This window comes from Streptomyces sp. NPDC007907, assembly GCF_042959365.1.
GTDB classification, from domain to species: Bacteria; Actinomycetota; Actinomycetes; order Streptomycetales; family Streptomycetaceae; genus Streptomyces; species Streptomyces indiaensis.
In genome coordinates this window covers 57,528-74,225 of sequence record NZ_JBIBKR010000001.1, presented here as the reverse complement: position 1 = coordinate 74,225, position 16,698 = coordinate 57,528, and the positions used below count along the sequence as shown (strand labels likewise).

The 16,698-nt window shown below is 70.7% G+C and carries 16 protein-coding genes; 9 read left to right on the top strand and 7 right to left on the bottom strand.

Features of this window, described 5'->3' with window-relative positions:
- Positions 1-62: 62 nt before the first annotated feature.
- From ACFZDI_RS00310 to ACFZDI_RS00295, 4 genes are all read right to left on the bottom strand, one after another.
- Positions 63-1,706 (bottom strand): hypothetical protein, encoded by a 1,644-nt coding sequence (locus tag ACFZDI_RS00310; protein ID WP_391246794.1) that lies wholly within the window; start codon positions 1,704-1,706, stop codon positions 63-65.
- Complete coding sequence (locus tag ACFZDI_RS00305) at positions 1,688-2,437, bottom strand: ATP-binding cassette domain-containing protein (protein WP_391246792.1); 750 nt, start codon at positions 2,435-2,437, stop codon at positions 1,688-1,690. The genes ACFZDI_RS00310 and ACFZDI_RS00305 overlap by 19 nt, the downstream gene beginning before the upstream one ends.
- Before the next feature lie 204 nt (positions 2,438-2,641).
- Positions 2,642-4,003, bottom strand: coding sequence for an aspartate aminotransferase family protein (locus ACFZDI_RS00300; RefSeq protein WP_308287541.1), 1,362 nt, complete (start codon positions 4,001-4,003; stop codon positions 2,642-2,644).
- Positions 4,004-4,022: 19 nt separating this feature from the next.
- Positions 4,023-4,562, bottom strand: a complete 540-nt coding sequence (locus ACFZDI_RS00295) for an Lrp/AsnC family transcriptional regulator (RefSeq protein ID WP_062929334.1) — start codon at positions 4,560-4,562, stop codon at positions 4,023-4,025.
- Between the two features lie 163 nt (positions 4,563-4,725).
- Here ACFZDI_RS00295 and ACFZDI_RS00290 point away from each other — a divergent pair, with 163 nt between their 5' ends.
- Positions 4,726-6,165, top strand: coding sequence for a gamma-aminobutyraldehyde dehydrogenase (locus ACFZDI_RS00290; RefSeq protein ID WP_234849918.1), 1,440 nt, complete (start codon positions 4,726-4,728; stop codon positions 6,163-6,165).
- A gap of 121 nt (positions 6,166-6,286) precedes the next feature.
- Positions 6,287-6,811: a hypothetical protein gene (locus tag ACFZDI_RS00285; RefSeq protein WP_361121850.1), complete on the top strand. Its 525-nt coding sequence runs from the start codon at positions 6,287-6,289 to the stop codon at positions 6,809-6,811.
- Positions 6,812-6,966: 155 nt separating this feature from the next.
- Here ACFZDI_RS00285 and ACFZDI_RS00280 read toward each other — a convergent pair whose 3' ends face one another.
- Positions 6,967-7,692 carry a glycerophosphodiester phosphodiesterase gene (locus ACFZDI_RS00280; protein WP_234849920.1) on the bottom strand — a complete coding sequence of 242 codons (726 nt, stop codon included), beginning with the start codon at positions 7,690-7,692 and terminating at the stop codon, positions 6,967-6,969.
- The gene (locus ACFZDI_RS00275) at positions 7,689-8,750 is read right to left on the bottom strand and encodes an adenosine deaminase (protein WP_391246788.1); all 1,062 of its coding nucleotides are present in this window, start codon (positions 8,748-8,750) and stop codon (positions 7,689-7,691) included. The genes ACFZDI_RS00280 and ACFZDI_RS00275 overlap by 4 nt, the downstream gene beginning before the upstream one ends.
- A 213-nt stretch (positions 8,751-8,963) precedes the next feature.
- On the opposite strand from ACFZDI_RS00275, the gene ACFZDI_RS00270 reads away from it, so the two are divergent.
- Both ACFZDI_RS00270 and ACFZDI_RS00265 read left to right on the top strand, forming a co-directional pair.
- Positions 8,964-9,608 (top strand): DUF4190 domain-containing protein, encoded by a 645-nt coding sequence (locus tag ACFZDI_RS00270; protein WP_391246786.1) that lies wholly within the window; start codon positions 8,964-8,966, stop codon positions 9,606-9,608.
- A gap of 68 nt (positions 9,609-9,676) precedes the next feature.
- On the top strand, positions 9,677-10,141 hold the full coding sequence (locus ACFZDI_RS00265; protein ID WP_344368832.1) for a DUF4190 domain-containing protein: 465 nt from the start codon (positions 9,677-9,679) through the stop codon (positions 10,139-10,141).
- Between the two features lie 45 nt (positions 10,142-10,186).
- On the opposite strand, the gene ACFZDI_RS00260 is transcribed toward ACFZDI_RS00265, so the two are convergent.
- Positions 10,187-10,762 carry an NADAR family protein gene (locus ACFZDI_RS00260; RefSeq protein ID WP_234850800.1) on the bottom strand — a complete coding sequence of 192 codons (576 nt, stop codon included), beginning with the start codon at positions 10,760-10,762 and terminating at the stop codon, positions 10,187-10,189.
- A 199-nt stretch (positions 10,763-10,961) separates the two neighbouring features.
- Between ACFZDI_RS00260 and ACFZDI_RS00255 the strand changes: the two genes are divergently transcribed.
- The 5 genes from ACFZDI_RS00255 to ACFZDI_RS00235 are packed head-to-tail and all read left to right on the top strand — an operon-like array spanning position 10,962 to position 16,683.
- Positions 10,962-12,497, top strand: a complete 1,536-nt coding sequence (locus tag ACFZDI_RS00255; protein WP_391246783.1) for an aminobutyraldehyde dehydrogenase — start codon at positions 10,962-10,964, stop codon at positions 12,495-12,497.
- 57 nt (positions 12,498-12,554) lie between these two features.
- On the top strand, positions 12,555-13,802 hold the full coding sequence (locus tag ACFZDI_RS00250) for a spermidine/putrescine ABC transporter substrate-binding protein (protein ID WP_234850798.1): 1,248 nt from the start codon (positions 12,555-12,557) through the stop codon (positions 13,800-13,802).
- A 5-nt stretch (positions 13,803-13,807) separates the two neighbouring features.
- Entirely contained in the window at positions 13,808-14,953 is a 1,146-nt protein-coding gene (locus ACFZDI_RS00245) for an ABC transporter ATP-binding protein (protein ID WP_234850802.1), read from the top strand.
- Entirely contained in the window at positions 14,953-15,882 is a 930-nt protein-coding gene (locus ACFZDI_RS00240; protein WP_391246781.1) for an ABC transporter permease subunit, read from the top strand. The genes ACFZDI_RS00245 and ACFZDI_RS00240 overlap by 1 nt, the downstream gene beginning before the upstream one ends.
- Positions 15,883-16,683, top strand: coding sequence for an ABC transporter permease (locus ACFZDI_RS00235; RefSeq protein ID WP_234850796.1), 801 nt, complete (start codon positions 15,883-15,885; stop codon positions 16,681-16,683).
- Positions 16,684-16,698 lie beyond the last annotated feature (15 nt).

Below are 16,698 nucleotides of genomic sequence, written 5' to 3'. Positions count from 1 at the left end.
GATTTCTTCCTCACCAGTTCCGGCGCGAGGTCCCGTACGAGTGCCGCGGTGGGTGCCGCGGATCAGCGGGCCAGGGGCAGCGCCGCCAGTTCGGCGACCGTCAGGGTCAGCGGGCCGAACAGGGCGAGCAGCGCGGCCGCGCGCAGGGCGGCGGCACCGCGCAGCATGGTGGCGGGGGCGCCGAGGCGCAGCAGCGCGCCGGTGGTACCGGCGCGGGCCTGACGGGCCTCGACGGCGGCCGTGAGGAGCGTCGCCGTGGTGCAGCCGGTCACGAGGACCACGCCGAGGGTGGTGAGCGGTCCGAGCGCGAGTCCGTCCGGGGCGTGCAGCAGCGCCATGGCCCACGCGGCGGACAGCACCGCGCAGACGACGCCCAGGGGACGTCCGATGCGGACGGACTCCGCCATGAGGATGCGGCCGGCCAGGAGCCGCAGGGCGCCGGGGCGGGCCGACTGGAGCAGCCGTCCGCACAGGTGGGTCAGGCCCGGACCGGCCAGGGCCAGGCCGACGACGGCCAGTGCCCAGCCCGCCATCACCCCGGGGGAGGCGCCGGAGAAGGAGAGGTCGGGGGGTGTGGGGGAGGTACGGCTCGTGTAGCTCTCCACGGCCAGGCCGGCGGCCAGCACGGTGATGCCCCAGGGCAGACCGGAGGGGGCGGCGACGGTGTCCGGCAGGGCGGCTTCGGGGGCGGTGGAACCGTCGGGGCCGTCGGCGGCCGCGGTGTGCGGGTCCGAGTGCCTCGCCAGGGCCCCGGCGGGGCTGATGGCGCCGGCCGCGTCCGGCTCCGCTGCGCGCGGGCTGAGCCACTGGGCCCGATCGCCGGCCGGGGCGGCACTCGCGGCGGCTTCCCGCGAGGCCGGGTGGGTGGTGTCCGGGTGCGCCGGGGCGGCACTCGCGGCAGCGGCCTGCGATGAGGCCGGGTCCGTGGTGCCCGGGTGCACCGTCCGGGGTCGGGTGGGGTCCGCGACCGCGCTCACCGTCCCGCCAGGGGCGGCGACCGCCGCCGAGGCCGGCGCGCTGGTCCGGGCCGCAGGGGGGCCGCTCTTCGCGGCGGGCTCGGTGGCGGCGCCGCCCGTGGGCCGTACAACCTGCCGGCCGAACCTGCCGTACGCCCCGAACGTCTCGGGGGTGCTGGTGCGCCGGTACGCGCCGAAGCGGCCGTACATCCGGGCCGCCCGGGCCCCGCCCGGCCCCGTCTCGTGCGGCCGCAGGTCCAGGGCCACCGCCACCGACGCGCCGACGGGCACGAGCGCCAGCAGGGTCAGCGCGCCAGGCAGCGGCAGGGGCCGGCCCGCGGCGAGGGACTCGGCGGCGGCGCCGTCGAAGGGCATACCGGTCAGGTCGCCCCGCAGGTGCAGGAAGACGAGCAGGGCCAGCATCGAACCGAGCGTGCAGGACAGGGCCGTCGTGGTGGCCGAGACGGCCATCATGCGCACCGGGCCGATACCGATGGCCGAGAGCGCGGCGCGGGGCTTGGTGCCGGGGTCGGTACGGGCGACCGCGACCGCGAAGTACACCGTGGCGGCCAGCGGGGCCGCGCACCAGGCCAGTCGCAGCGCGGCGGGACCGGGGGAGCCCGGGTGGCCCAGCGCGTAGCCGAGGGCGCAGAGCAGCAGGAAGCCCGTGCCCGCCGAGGCGGCCGCGACCAGGAGGCGGCGCAGCTGGACGGCCGGGTGGGCGCCGCGGGTCAGACGGAGAGCGAGCACGCGGCCCGGCCTTCCGGCTCGCTGGTCTCGGCGACCGGCGGGAGGTGCACCGTCTGTACGCGCCGTCCGTCGAGCAGGGACACCGTGCGGTCGGCGAGGGCCGCGGTCTCCGCGTCGTGGGTGGCCAGGACGACGGTGATGTGGTGGGAGCGGGCCGCCGTGGTGAGGGTGCGCAGCACATGGGCGCGGTCGGCGCGGTGCAGGGGCGCCGTGGGCTCGTCGGCGAACAGCACCGAGGGCGCGGGGGCCAGCGCGCGGGCGATGCAGACCCGCTGGCGCTCGGCCTGGACCAGCTGGTGGGGCCGTTTGCGGGCGCTGTCACCGATGTCGAGACGCTCCAGCCACTCCAGGGCCGCGGTCTTGGCGCGGCGCCGGCTGGTGCCGCGCAGCATCAGCGGCAGGGCGGTGTTCTCCCAGGCGTTGAGCTCCGGGACCAGGGAGGGGGCCGGGTCGATCCAGCCGAAGCGGTCGCGGCGCAGCCGTTCGCGGGTGAGGGGGCTCATGGTGTGCACGGGCACGCTGTTGAACCAGACCTCGCCCCGCCGTACGGGCACCAGACCGGACAGACACCGCAGCAGGGTCGTCTTGCCGCTGCCGCGCGGGCCGCCGATGGCGAGGATCTCGCCCTCGCGGACGCCGAGCGAGACGCCGCAGAGCGCGGGTGAGCCGTCGTCGTGCTGGAAGTGCAGGGCGCGTGCCCAGAGCACGTCGTTGTCCGGCGGGGCCTCCATGCGCGTACACCTCGGTTCAGATCCGTAGTTCCCGTGTCATCCCCCGTGCGGGGGAACGAAGGCAGGGCCGATCGGTCACTGGGCACGCTAGGCAGAGGGGGGCTCGGCGCCGGACAGCACGCGGCCCCGGGCCGCCGTTTCTCACTCGAACGGGCGGCACCGGGGACGGTGTTGATCATCCAGGCAGACGATCGGAGCGACGGATCAGAGCTTGGTCCAGGCCTCCGAGAGCGTGGCCCGCAGGATCTGCTCGATCTCGTCGAACGTCGACTGGTCCGAGATCAGCGGCGGCGCGAGCTGCACGACCGGGTCGCCGCGGTCGTCGGCCCGGCAGTACAGGCCGTTCTCGTACAGCTTCTTGGAGAGGAAGCCGTACAGCACGCGCTCGGTCTCGTCGGCGTCGAAGGACTCCTTGGTGGCCTTGTCCTTGACGAGCTCGATGCCGTAGAAGAAGCCGTTGCCGCGCACGTCTCCGACGATCGGCAGGTCGTGCAGCTTCTCCAGGGTGGAGCGGAAGTTGCCCTCGTTGTCCAGGACGTGCTGGTTGAGGTTCTCGCGCTCGAACAGGTCGAGGTTGGCCAGGCCCACGGCCGCGGAGACCGGGTGACCGCCGAAGGTGTAGCCGTGCAGGAAGGTGTTGTCGCCCTTGTAGAAGGGCTCGGCCAGGCGGTCGGAGATGATGCAGGCGCCGATCGGGGAGTAGCCCGAGGTCATGCCCTTGGCGCAGGTGATCATGTCCGGCACGTAGTCGAACTTGTCGCAGGCGAAGTACGTGCCCAGGCGGCCGAAGGCGCAGATGACCTCGTCCGAGACGAGCAGCACGTCGTACTGGTCGCAGATCTCGCGCACGCGCCGGAAGTAGCCGGGCGGGGGCGGGAAGCAGCCGCCGGCGTTCTGCACGGGCTCCAGGAAGACCGCGGCGACGGTGTCCGGGCCCTCGAAGAGGATCTGCTGCTCGATCTGGTCGGCGGCCCAGCGGCCGAAGGCCTCCGGGTCGTCGCCGAAGATCGGGGCGCGGTAGATGTTGGTGTTGGGCACCTTGTGCGCGCCCGGCACCAGCGGCTCGAAGGGGGCCTTCAGGCCCGGCAGGCCGGTGATGGACAGGGCGCCCTGCGGGGTGCCGTGGTAGGCGACCGCGCGGGATATGACCTTGTGCTTGGTGGGCTTGCCGACCAGCTTGAAGTACTGCTTGGCGAGCTTCCAGGCGGTCTCCACCGCCTCGCCGCCGCCGGTGGTGAAGAAGACCTTGTTGAGGTCGCCCGGGGCGTGGTGGGCGAGGCGCTCGGCCAGCTCGACGGCCTTGGGGTGGGCGTAGGACCACACCGGGAAGAACGCGAGTTCCTGCGCCTGCTTGAAGGCGGTCTCGGCGAGCTCCACCCGGCCGTGTCCGGCCTGCACCACGAAGAGGCCGGCGAGGCCGTCCAGGTAGCGCTTGCCCTGGTCGTCGTAGATGTACGTGCCCTCGCCCCGGACGATCGTGGGGACGGGGGCCTTCTCGTACGACGACATGCGCGTGAAGTGCATCCACAGGTGGTCGTACGCGGACTGGGAGAGGTCCTTGCTCACGGCTATCGGGTCCTCACGGTTATCGGGTTCCCCACATGTAGGTCTGCTTCTTGAGCTTGAGGTAGACGAAGCTCTCGGTGGAGCGCACTCCGGGCACGGCCCGGATGCGTTTGTTGATGACGTCCAGAAGGTGGTCGTCGTCCTCGCAGACGATCTCCACCATCAGGTCGAACGAGCCCGCGGTCATCACCACGTACTCGCACTCGGACATGGCCGACAGCGCGTCCGCGACCGCCTCCACGTCGCCCTCGACGTTGACGCCGACCATCGCCTGTCTGCGGAAGCCCACGGTGAGCGGGTCCGTGACGGCGACGATCTGCATCACGCCCTGGTCGAGCAGCTTCTGGACGCGCTGGCGCACCGCCGCCTCCGACAGGCCGACGGCCTTGCCGATGGCGGCGTACGGCCGCCGGCCGTCCTCCTGGAGCTGCTCGATGATGGCGAGGGACACGGCGTCCAGCTGCGGCGAGCTGCCGTTCCTGGACTCGCGGGAGGGCTCGCGGTGCTCCCGCGAGCCCTTCTGGTCTGCGCTTCGACTGGCCACGAGGTCACTGTGCACGAGGTCTCGACACTTCCGCAAGCCTCGATCGATGAAATTCGTTGTTTCAACGCCCTGAGCCTGCGGATTCCGCACGATCGAAGGGAGCGGGGGTGTTGAAAACGTGGGTGCGCCGACTAGGGTGGTGTCTCAAGTAATGGACATCCGAACTGGAGGGCCGGCAGTGAGCACCGAGCTGCGTCGTCTGCGCAACTACATCGGCGGTGAGTTCCGGGACGCCGCCGACGGACGGACCACCGAGGTGGTCAATCCCGCGACGGGCGAGGCGTACGCGACCGCTCCGCTGTCCGGGCAGGCCGACGTGGACGCCGCGATGGCGGCGGCCGCCGAGGCCTTTCCCGGCTGGCGCGACACCACGCCCGCCGAGCGCCAGAAGGCCCTGCTGAAGATCGCGGACGCCTTCGAGGAGCGCGCCGAGGAGCTGATCGCGGCCGAGGTGGAGAACACGGGCAAGCCGGTCGGGCTGACCCGCTCCGAGGAGATCCCGCCGATGGTCGACCAGATCCGCTTCTTCGCGGGTGCGGCGCGGATGCTGGAGGGCCGCTCGGCCGGTGAGTACATGGAGGGCCTGACCTCCATCGTGCGCCGGGAGCCGGTCGGCGTCTGCGCGCAGGTCGCGCCGTGGAACTACCCGATGATGATGGCGGTGTGGAAGTTCGCCCCGGCGATCGCGGCGGGCAACACCGTCGTGCTGAAGCCGTCCGACACCACTCCGGCCTCGACGGTCCTCATCGCCGAGATCATCGGCTCGATCGTCCCCAAGGGCGTCTTCAACGTCATCTGCGGCGACCGTGAGACCGGCCGCATGATGGTCGAGCACGAGACGCCGGCGATGGCGTCCATCACCGGTTCCGTCCGGGCCGGCATCCAGGTCGCCGAGTCCGCCTCCAAGGACGTCAAGCGCGTCCACCTGGAACTGGGCGGCAAGGCCCCGGTCCTCGTCTTCGAGGACACCGACATCGCCAAGGCCGTCGAGGACATCTCGGTCGCGGGCTACTTCAACGCCGGTCAGGACTGCACCGCCGCCACGCGCGTGCTCGTCCACGAGTCCATCCACGACGAGTTCGTCTCCGCGCTGGCGAAGGCCGCGTCCGAGACGAAGACCGGGCAGCCGGACGACGAGGACGTGCTGTTCGGCCCGCTCAACAACCCCAACCAGCTCAAGCAGGTCGAGGGCTTCATCGACCGGCTGCCCGCGCACGCGCGCGTGGAGGCCGGCGGCAAGCGGGTCGGCGACAAGGGCTACTTCTACGCGCCGACCGTCGTCTCGGGCCTGAAGCAGACCGACGAGATCGTCCAGAAGGAGGTCTTCGGCCCGGTCATCACCGTCCAGTCCTTCTCCGACGAGGAGCAGGCCGTGGAGTGGGCCAACGGCGTCGAGTACGCGCTGGCCTCCTCCGTGTGGACCAAGGACCACGGCCGCGCCATGCGGATGTCGAAGAAGCTCGACTTCGGCTGTGTGTGGATCAACACGCACATCCCGCTGGTCGCCGAGATGCCCCACGGCGGCTTCAAGAAGTCCGGCTACGGCAAGGACCTCTCGGGCTACGGCTTCGAGGACTACACGCGGATCAAGCACGTGATGACGTCGCTGGACGCGTAGCCCTTCCCGCACCGCTGAACGGCCCCGGACGGTTCCTCTCCGTCCGGGGCCGTTCGCGTGCCGGGAGGCGAAGCGTCACTCATTTTTGAACGCGTTCAATTACAGGCGTAGAGTGCGTCGCATGAGCGACAGAGCCGCCCTGCTGAAGGGCATCCGTGCGTGGCTGGTCTTCTTCGTGGTGTGTCTGGTGCTCAGCGGCGCCACCGCCTTCCCCCTCGTCCACGAACTGCGCTGGACCGAGGACCTGTTGCGGGCGCTGTCCGTCGGCGACCACCTGCCGGGGCTGACGGACTGGATCGGGCGGGTGCGGGCCGGTCTCGACGAGGCCGACGCCGAACACCCCTTCCTCCTCTACGGCACGGACTGGCTGGCCTTCGCGCACCTGGTGATCGCGGTCGCCTTCTACGGGCCCTACCGCGACCCGGTCCGCAACATCTGGGTCGTCGAGTTCGGGATGATCGCCTGCGCGGGCATCGTCCCGCTCGCCCTGATCTGCGGGCCGATCCGCGGCATTCCCCTCTGGTGGTCGGTGATCGACATGTCCTTCGGCGTGTTCGGGGTGATCCCGCTGTACGTCGTACGGCAGCGGATCAAGCGGCTGGAGGCGCTGACCGCGCCGGTGGCCGTGCCCGTGCCGGGCGTCTGAGGAAACACCGTGGTCCCGAGAACCCGCACGTCGTCTCCCGGAGGGCAGGCTGTTCCACGTGGCGCCCGGCGGCTCGCGGCGGGCGGACGACGCCCTGCCGGGCGTGCCCGGCGGCTACGCCACCGGCACGGACGGCGCGCCGGTGGCGCCCTACCTCACGCGTGCGAGCCCGGCCGAACCGGCGACGGTGCCGCGGCGCTCGCACGGGTGGCGCACAGCACGTCGACGCGGTTCGTCGTGATCGAGTCCACGCCCGCCTCCAGCAGCCGCCGCATGGAGCGGCGGGTGTCGGGAGTCCAGACCGACAGCAGGTGGCCGTCGCGGTGCACGCGGTCGGCGAGGGGGCGGTCCACCAGGGAGAAGCGGTAGTTGAGCCAGCGCGGGCCGATGGCCTCCAGCAGCACCGGCCGGGGCGGGGCCAGCGTCGTCCACGTCAGGGCGATCTCGGCGTCCGGGTCCGCCGCGCGCACGGCGAGCATGGCGTCGGCGCCCGCGCAGTAGTACACGCGCTCCGCCGCCCCGGCCTCCCGCACCACGCCCATGATCCGGCGCACCGCCCGCACGTCGGGCGATCCGGGCAGGTCCACCATCACCCGGTGGCCCGCGGTCGTCTCCAGTGCCTCGGCCAGGGCCGGCACCCCGCCGCCGGTCAGCCCGCGCACCTCATCGAAGGACAGGGCGGACAGCGGTCGTTCGTGCTCCCACAGCCGCTTCAGCGTCCGGTCGTGCAGCAGCACCGGCACGCCGTCCCGGGTGAGCCGGACGTCGATCTCCACCGCGTCCGCGCCCCGGCGCAGGGCGGAACGCAGCGAGGCGACGGTGTTCTCGCGGACGCGGTAGGGGTCGCCGCGGTGGGCGACGGCGACCGGGGAGGGCGTCACCGGGCGAGCCACCGCGCGGTGTACGCGTCGATCTCGCCGGCGATGCGGGCCTTGCCCGGCGCGTCGAGGAAGGAGGCCTCGACGGCGTTCTTCGCCAGCTCGGCCAGGCCCCGCACGTCGAGGTCCAGGAGCCGGGCGGCGACCGCGTACTCGTTGTCGAGGTCGGTGCCGAACATCGGCGGGTCGTCGGAGTTGACGGTCACCAGGACCCCGGCCTGCACGAACTCCTTGATCGGGTGCTCGTCGAGGGTGCGGACCGCGCGCGTGGCGATGTTCGAGGTCGGGCACACCTCCAGCGGGATCCGGTGCTCGGCGAGGTGCGCGAGCAGCTTCGGGTCCTGCACGGAGCTGGTGCCGTGCCCGATGCGCTCGGCCTGCAGATGGGTCAGCGCGTCCCACACCGTCTGCGGTCCGGTCGTCTCGCCGGCGTGCGGTACGGAGTGCAGCCCGGCGGCGATCGCCCGGTCGAAGTACGGCTTGAACTGCGGCCGCTCCACGCCGACCTCGGGTCCGCCGAGACCGAAGGAGACCAGGCCCTCCGGGCGCAGCCGGTCGTCGGTGGCGAGCCGGGTCGTCTCCTCTGCGGCCTCCAGGCCCGCCTCGCCGGGGATGTCGAAGCACCAGCGCAGCACGGTCCCGAAGTCGGACTCGGCGGCCTTGCGGGCGTCCTCGATCGCGTCCATGAAGGCCATCTCGTCGATGCCGCGCCGGGTGGACGAGAAGGGCGTGATGGTCAGCTCGGCGTACCGCACCCGCTGCCGGGCCAGCTCCCGGGCCACCTCGTACGTCAGCAGCCGGACGTCCTCCGGGGTGCGGATCAGGTCCACGACCGACAGGTACACGTCGATGAAGTGCGCGAAGTCGGTGAAGGTGAAGTAGTCGGCCAGGGCTTCGGGATCGGTCGGCACCTTCGAGTCGGGGTGCCGCGCGGCCAGTTCGGAGACGATCCGGGGAGAGGCGGAGCCCACGTGGTGGACGTGCAGTTCGGCCTTGGGCAGTTCCGCGATGAAGGCCTTCAGGTCGCGCGGGGCGTGGGGGTCGACGAGGTGCTGGGTCAAGGGTCCTCCCCGGAACGGCGCTCCGGCCGGCACAGGGCGGGCGGGCGCGGGTGATCGGCTGATCGATGACTCGGTTTCATCGTATGCGGTGGTGGCAACGCCCCTTCCGGGGCGCGGGGAACCGCCCGGCCGGGCTTCGGTGCACCCGCACTGTGGCACGCACCGACCGGCCCCGTAGCATGACGGGACGATCGACCCAGGGGGGACCGCAGGATGACGGACGCGACGCAGCCCGACGGAGGCAGCCACGACCCGTGGGCGCCGCCGGAGAGCAAGCCCTCGCTCGACAAGAACCAGACGCCGCAGCCGCCGTCCGTCCACGACCAGGCCACGGTCACCTCCATGCCGGGCTTCACGCCGCCGACGGGCACGCCGCAGTACGACCCGTCCGGTGCCGGTGCCGGTGCTGTCCCGCCCCCGCCCGTGGCCCCCTCCGGCCCGGGAGCGACCGGCGGTTACGGCTACCCCGGCTACCCGCAGTCCGGATACACCCAGTCCGGCTACGGCTGGCCCGGCATGCCCGCGACCCCACAGAACGGCCTGGGCATCGCCGCGATGGTGCTCGGCATCGTCTCCTGCACCCTCTTCTGCCTCTACGGCGTGGTCTCCCTGGTCACGGGCATCCTCGCCGTCGTCTTCGGCATCAAGGGCCGCAAGCGGGCCGAGGCCGGAGTGGCCACCAACCACGGGCAGGCCCAGGCCGGTCTGATCATGGGCATCATCGGGAGCATCCTCGGCATCGTGGTGATCGTCCTGATCGCCGTCGGCATCACGGCCGCGATCAACAGCGACAGCTCCGACGACGATCCGTACTACGGCACCCTCGGCCCGGTGGCCACCGCCCCCTCCCTCCGCTGAAACACAGGCTCTGTGGGCCGACTTGGCCACTACGATGCCCTGGTCTGACAACGGAGGGGAGAACGTCCATGTCCCACAGCAACCCGCCTCCCGGTGGCTTCGGCCCGCCGGCCCAGCCCCCGGGCACCCCCGGCTACGGCTATCCGCAGCAGCCCCCCGCGGCCCCCGGCTACGGCTACCCCCAGGGCGGCCCCGGCTACCCGGCCGCGCCGCCCGTGGGCTACCCGCAGGCGCCCGGCTACGGGATGCCCGCGCAGCCGAGCAACGGCATGGGCACCACGGGACTGGTGCTGGGCATCATCGGCGTGGTGTGCAGCGTGACGTTCATCATGTGGTTCTTCGGCGTGATCCTGGGCATTCTCGCGATCATCTTCGGCGCCATCGGCCGCGGCAGGGCCACCCGGGGTGAGGCCACCAACAAGGGCGCGGCGACCGCGGGACTGGTCTGCGGCATCATCGCCACCGTGATCCTCCCCCTGCTGGGCTTCCTGCTGTTCGCCAGCATCATGGGCGGACTCGGCGCAGCCTCCTGAACGCAGCGGCGCGACGGGGCCGGTCCTCCAGGACCGGCCCCTTCGTCATGCTCCCGCCGTACGCAGCCGCTCCCGCGCCTCCATCAGCGCGAACCCCAGCAGATTGGGCCCCCGCCACCGCTGCGGATCGCCCGCCGCCTCGTCGTCCGCGGCCAGCCCGATGCCCCACACCCGGTCCACGGGGCTCGCCTCGACCAGCACCCGCTCGCCCGTGCCCAGCAGGTACCCCTGCAGCTCGGGGTGCGCGGCGAACTTGTGGACGCTGCCCTCCACGACGATCCGGAACCGCTCGCGCGCCCAGACCGCCTCGTCGAAGCCGCGCACCAGCCGCCCCGCCTTCTTGGCCTCGGCGGGATGCTCCGCGGCCAGCACGGCCCGCTCCGCCGCCGCGTCCTCGAAGAGCCGCGCCTTGCCCGCCATCATCCAGTGCTCGGCCGTCGCATAGGTGACGCCGTCGACCGTGAACGGCGCCGGCCACCACTGGCTCAGACAGCTCGCCCCGATCCGGCCGTCCGGCCGCGGCCGGTGCCCCCAGAAGTGCAGATACTTCACCCTGGCCCCCGCACGGACCGCCCTGATCAGGGCCTCCTGCGAACCGACCGCCCCCGTGATCTTCTCCATGCACGCGAGTCTGGCACGCACCACGGACACAGCGTCCTGCCTTTTCGCAGCGAACTCGACACCTGGTCGACAGATTCCGTCGCGTAACCAAAAATCAACAACGGAATCACTTGTTGGAGTCCCATACCTCTGTCAGGATCGGCACTCAAATCGAGCCTGAGCCACGCCGGCCCCGTCAGGGGACACGGAGGAGAGCGACATGCACATCCCGGGCACTGCCACCCCGGACCGATTCCCGGCCGAGGAGCGCTTCGCTGAGGGCGCGCAGTACATCGCGGGCCGTCTGACCAGGGGCACCTCCGGACGTACGCACGCGGTCGTCGACCCTGCCACGGGCGAGGAGGTCCTCACCTACGAGCTGGCGGGCCCGGCCGACGTCGACCGGGCCGTCGCCGCGGCCCGCGCGGCCTTCCCCGGCTGGGCGGGAGCCACCCCGGGCGAGCGGTCCGACGCCCTGCACCGGTTCGCCGCGGTCCTCGCCGACCGGGCCGAGGACTTCGCCCGGGCCGAGTCGCTCCAGTGCGGCAAGCCGCTGAAGCTGACCCGCGAGTTCGACGTCCCCGGGACCATCGACAACGCCGCCTTCTTCGCCGGTGCGGCACGGCATCTGCAGGGCCAGTCGGCCGGTGAGTACTCCGGGGACCACACCTCGTACGTCCGGCGCGAGCCCATCGGTGTCGTCGGCTCGATCGCGCCCTGGAACTACCCCCTCCAGATGGCCGCCTGGAAGATCCTCCCGGCGATCGCCGCGGGCAACACCATCGTCCTGAAGCCCGCCGAGCTCACCCCGCTGACCTCGCTGCTCTTCGCCCAGGCGGCCACGGACGCCGGGATCCCGGACGGTGTGATCAACATCGTCACCGGCACCGGAAAGGAGGCCGGGGAGCACCTCGTCGGGCACCCCGACGTGGCCATGACCTCCTTCACGGGCTCCACCGCCGTGGGCAAGCGCGTCGCCGAGGTCGCCACCGCCACCGTCAAGCGCCTTCACCTGGAGCTCGGCGGCAAGGCGCCCTTCGTGGTCTTCGACGACGCCGACCTGGAGGCCGCCGCCCACGGCGCGGTCGCGGGCTCCCTCATCAACACCGGGCAGGACTGCACGGCCGCCACCCGCGCGTACGTGCAGCGGCCGCTGTACGAGGCCTTCGTGGAGCGGACCGCGGCGCTCATGGAGAGCGTCCGGCTCGGTGACCCCTTCGCCGCCGGGACCGACCTCGGCCCGCTGATCTCGCACGTGCAGCGCGACCGGGTCGCCGGGTTCGTGGACCGGGCGCGGGCCTACGCGCGCGTGGTGACCGGCGGCGAGGCCCCCGAGGGGGAGCTCGCCAAGGGCGCCTACTACCGGCCCACGCTCATCGCCGGCGCGGCCCAGGACAGCGAGGTCGTCCAGTCGGAGATCTTCGGACCGGTCCTGGTCGTGCTGCCGTTCGACACCGACGACGAGGGTCTCGCGCTCGCCAACGACACCCCGTACGGTCTGGCCGCCTCCGCCTGGAGCCGCGACGTGTACCGGGCCAACCGCGCCACACGCGAGATCAAGGCCGGCTGCGTGTGGATCAACGACCACATCCCGATCATCAGCGAGATGCCGCACGGCGGCTACAAGTCCTCCGGCTACGGCAAGGACATGTCCGCGTACTCCTTCGAGGAGTACACCCAGATCAAGCACGTCATGTTCGACAACACGGCGGTCGCGGCCAAGGACTGGCACCGCACCGTCTTCGGGGACCGATAGCCGAATCGCAGGCCGCCTGACCAACGGCCGTCCACCCTCCGAAAGGGCACCACGCGCATGGAGCAGTACGAGCCCGACCGCCTGTCCGCGGTCCAAAGGGCCGCCATGAGGCGCAGTTTCAAGAACGGCAGGGCCTCCCTCACCCGGCGGTCCCTCCTGCGCGCCTCGGCGGGTGGGGCGCTCGCGGCCGGCGGACTCGGCACATTGAGCGCCTGCGGCATCCCCGCCGCCGGACAGACGCAGGGCGGCGTCTCGGCAGAGGACCACTCGGTCAAGGAGAAGACGGTGAACTTCTCCAACTGGACCGAGTACATGGACGTCGACGACAGCGGGAAGCACCACCCGACCCTGGACCGGTTCGCGCAGCGGACCGGCATCAAGGTCAAGTACAGCGAGGACATCAACGACAACAACGAGTTCTTCGGCAAGATCAAGCCGCAGCTCGCAGCGGGCCAGGACACCGGCCGCGACCTGATCGTCCTCACCGACTGGCTGGCCGCCCGCCTCATCCGCCTCGGCTGGGTGCAGAAGCTCGACCCGAGCAACCTGCCCCACGCCTACACCAACCTGTCCGCCCAGTTCCGCAGCCCCGACTGGGACCCGGGCCGCGCCTACTCGTACGTCTGGCAGGGCATCTCGACCGTCATCGCGTACAACAAGAAGGCCCTCGACGGCGTCGAGGTGAAGTCGGTCTCCGACCTGCTCGACAACCCCAAGCTCAAGGGGCGGGTCGGGTTCCTCTCGGAGATGCGTGACAGCATCGGCATGACGCTGCTCGACATGGGCAAGGACCCGGCCGACTTCACCGCCGACGACTACGACGCGGCCATCGCGCGCCTGCAGAAGGCCGTCGACAAGGGCCAGATCCGCCGCTTCACCGGCAACGACTACACCTCGGACCTGACCAGCGGCGACTTCGCGGCCTGTGTCGCCTGGGCCGGGGACGTCGTCCAGCTCAAGGCGGACAGCCCCGACATCGACTTCCTCATCCCGGACAGCGGCTACGTGACGTCCACCGACAACCTGCTGATCCCCAACAAGGCCCGGCACAAGACCAACGCCGAACGGCTCATCGACTATTACTACGAGCCGAAGGCCGCCGCCGAACTCGCCGCATACATCAACTACGTGTGCCCGGTCGACGGCGTGAAGACCGAGCTCGCGAAGATCGACGAGGACGCGGCGAACAACCCGCTGATCATTCCCGACAAGGCCATGGCCGCCAAGTCCCATGCCTTCCGCTCGCTGAGCTCGAAGGAAGAGACCGAGTTCGAAGCGAAGTTCGCGAAGCTGACGGGGGCGTGACCACCATGACGAACCAGACCGGCCCCGGCGGCGACGTCCGCCTCACGGGCATAGCCAAGACCTACGGCGCCTTCACCGCCGTCCACCCGCTCGACCTGACCGTGCCGCAGGGCTCCTTCTTCGCCCTGCTCGGCGCCTCCGGCTGCGGCAAGACCACCACCCTGCGCATGATCGCCGGCCTGGAGGAACCCTCCGCCGGCACCGTGCACCTGGGCGACCAGGACGTGACCGCCCTCCCGCCGTACAAGCGGCCGGTGAACACCGTCTTCCAGTCCTACGCCCTCTTCCCGCACCTCGACATCTTCGAGAACGTCGCCTTCGGTCTGCGCCGACGCGGCCTGAAGTCGGTGAAGAAGCAGGTCGACGAGATGCTCGACCTCGTCCAGCTCGGCGAGCAGGCGCGCAAGAAGCCGCACCAGCTCTCCGGCGGCCAGCAGCAGCGCGTCGCCGTCGCCCGCGCCCTGATCAACCACCCCAAGGTGCTCCTGCTCGACGAGCCGCTCGGCGCCCTCGACCTCAAGCTGCGCCGCCAGATGCAGCTGGAGCTCAAGCGCATCCAGACCGAGGTCGGCATCACCTTCATCCACGTCACGCACGACCAGGAGGAGGCCATGACCATGGCCGACACGGTCGCCGTGATGAACGCGGGCCGGGTCGAGCAGCTCGGATCGCCGACCGATCTCTACGAGAACCCGCGCACCACGTTCGTCGCGAACTTCCTCGGCACCTCCAACTTCATCGAGGCCGAGGTCGACTCCAAGAGCGGCGAGGAGATCGTGCTGAAGGCGGGCGGCGGCAAGCTCGTCCTGCCCGGGGCGCGATGTTCGGCGCCCGCGACGGCCGGCGGAAAGGTGCTCGTCGGTGTGCGCCCGGAGAAGATCTCCCTCACCCACGCGGACGACGCCGGTGAGATAGCCGAGGGCCGCAACCGCATCACCGGCCGGATCGCCGACTCCAGCTTCATCGGCGTCTCCACGCAGTACGTCGTCGACAGCCCGGTCTGCTCCGACTTCGAGGTCTACGCCCAGAACATCGACCGCGACCCCCGCCTGGTCCCCGGCGCCGAGGTGGTCCTGCACTGGAACCCGGCCCACACCTTCGGCCTGGACGCCGCCCAGGACGCCGACGCGGGAGTGGAAGAGGCGGCCTGATGTCGACACTCACCGAGGCACCACCGCCTCTCGCGCCGCAAGCGCCCGCATCCAAGCCCCCCAAGCGCCGGGGCCGCTTCACGCCGTACTGGCTGCTGCTGCCCGGCATCCTGTGGCTGGTCGTCTTCTTCGCGCTGCCGATGATCTACCAGGCGTCCACGTCCGTGCAGACGGGCTCCCTGGAGCAGGGCTACAAGGTCACCTGGCACTTCGCCACGTACTGGGAGGCGCTGTCCGCGTACTGGCCGCAGTTCGTCCGCTCGGTGCTCTACGCGGGCACGGCGACCATCCTGTGCCTGCTGCTCGGCTACCCGCTTGCCTATCTGATCGCCTTCCGCGCGGGCCGCTGGAAGAACCTGATCATGATCCTGGTGATCGCGCCGTTCTTCACCAGCTTCCTGATCCGCACCCTGGCCTGGAAGACGATCCTCGCGGACGGCGGACCGGTCGTCGGCGCCCTCAACACGCTGCACGTCCTGGACGTCACCAACTGGCTCGGCATGACCGCCGGGGACCGCGTCCTGGCCACCCCGCTCGCGGTGGTGTGCGGCCTGACGTACAACTTCCTGCCGTTCATGATCCTTCCGCTCTACACCTCGCTGGAGCGCATCGACGGCCGGCTCCACGAGGCGGCGGGCGACCTGTACGCCCGGCCCTGGACGACCTTCCGCAAGGTCACCTTCCCGCTGTCCATGCCGGGTGTCGTCTCCGGAACTTTGCTGACCTTCATCCCGGCGGCCGGTGACTACGTGAACGCCGATCTGCTCGGCTCCACCGACACCCGCATGGTCGGAAACGTGATCCAGACACAGTTCCTCAGAGTGCTCGACTATCCGACGGCCGCGGCACTCTCCTTCATCCTCATGGCGGCCATCCTGCTCATGGTCACCGTCTACATCCGCAGGTCCGGGACGGAGGATCTGGTCTAAATGCCCTTCGTCAACTGGCTGAAAAGAAATCTCGTCGTCATCGCGGGACTGCTGACCCTCGGCTATCTGCTCCTGCCGAACGTCGTCGTCACGGTGTTCTCCTTCAACAAACCGAAGGGGCGCTTCAACTACGAATGGCAGCAGTTCTCCCTGGACGCCTGGAAGGACCCGTGCGGGGTCTCCGGGCTGTGCGGATCGCTGTCCCTCAGCCTCCAGATCGCGGTCTGGGCGACCCTCGGCGCCACCCTCCTCGGCACCCTGATCGCCTTCGCGCTGGTCCGCTACCGGTTCCGCGCCCGCGGCGCCGTGAACTCGCTGATCTTCCTGCCGATGGCGATGCCCGAGGTCGTCATGGCCGCCTCGCTGCTCACCCTGTTCCTCAACATGGGCGCCCAGCTGGGCTTCTGGACGATCCTCATCGCCCACATCATGTTCTGCCTGAGTTTCGTCGTCACGGCCGTCAAGGCGCGTGTGATGTCGATGGACCCGAAATTGGAGGAGGCGGCGCGGGACCTGTACGCGGGCCCGTTCCAGACCTTCGTCCGGGTCACGCTGCCGATCGCGGCCCCCGGAATCGCGGCGGGCGCACTGCTCGCCTTCGCGCTCTCCTTCGACGACTTCATCATCACCAATTTCAACGCCGGCTCGACCGTCACCTTCCCGATGTTCGTGTGGGGGTCGGCGCAGCGCGGAACGCCCGTTCAGATCAATGTCATCGGCACGACCATGTTCGTCGTCGCCGTACTGTTCGTGCTGGTTTCCATGATCGTCGGAAATCGTCGCACCAGACAAAAGGCATAACCGTAGGGAGTTGAC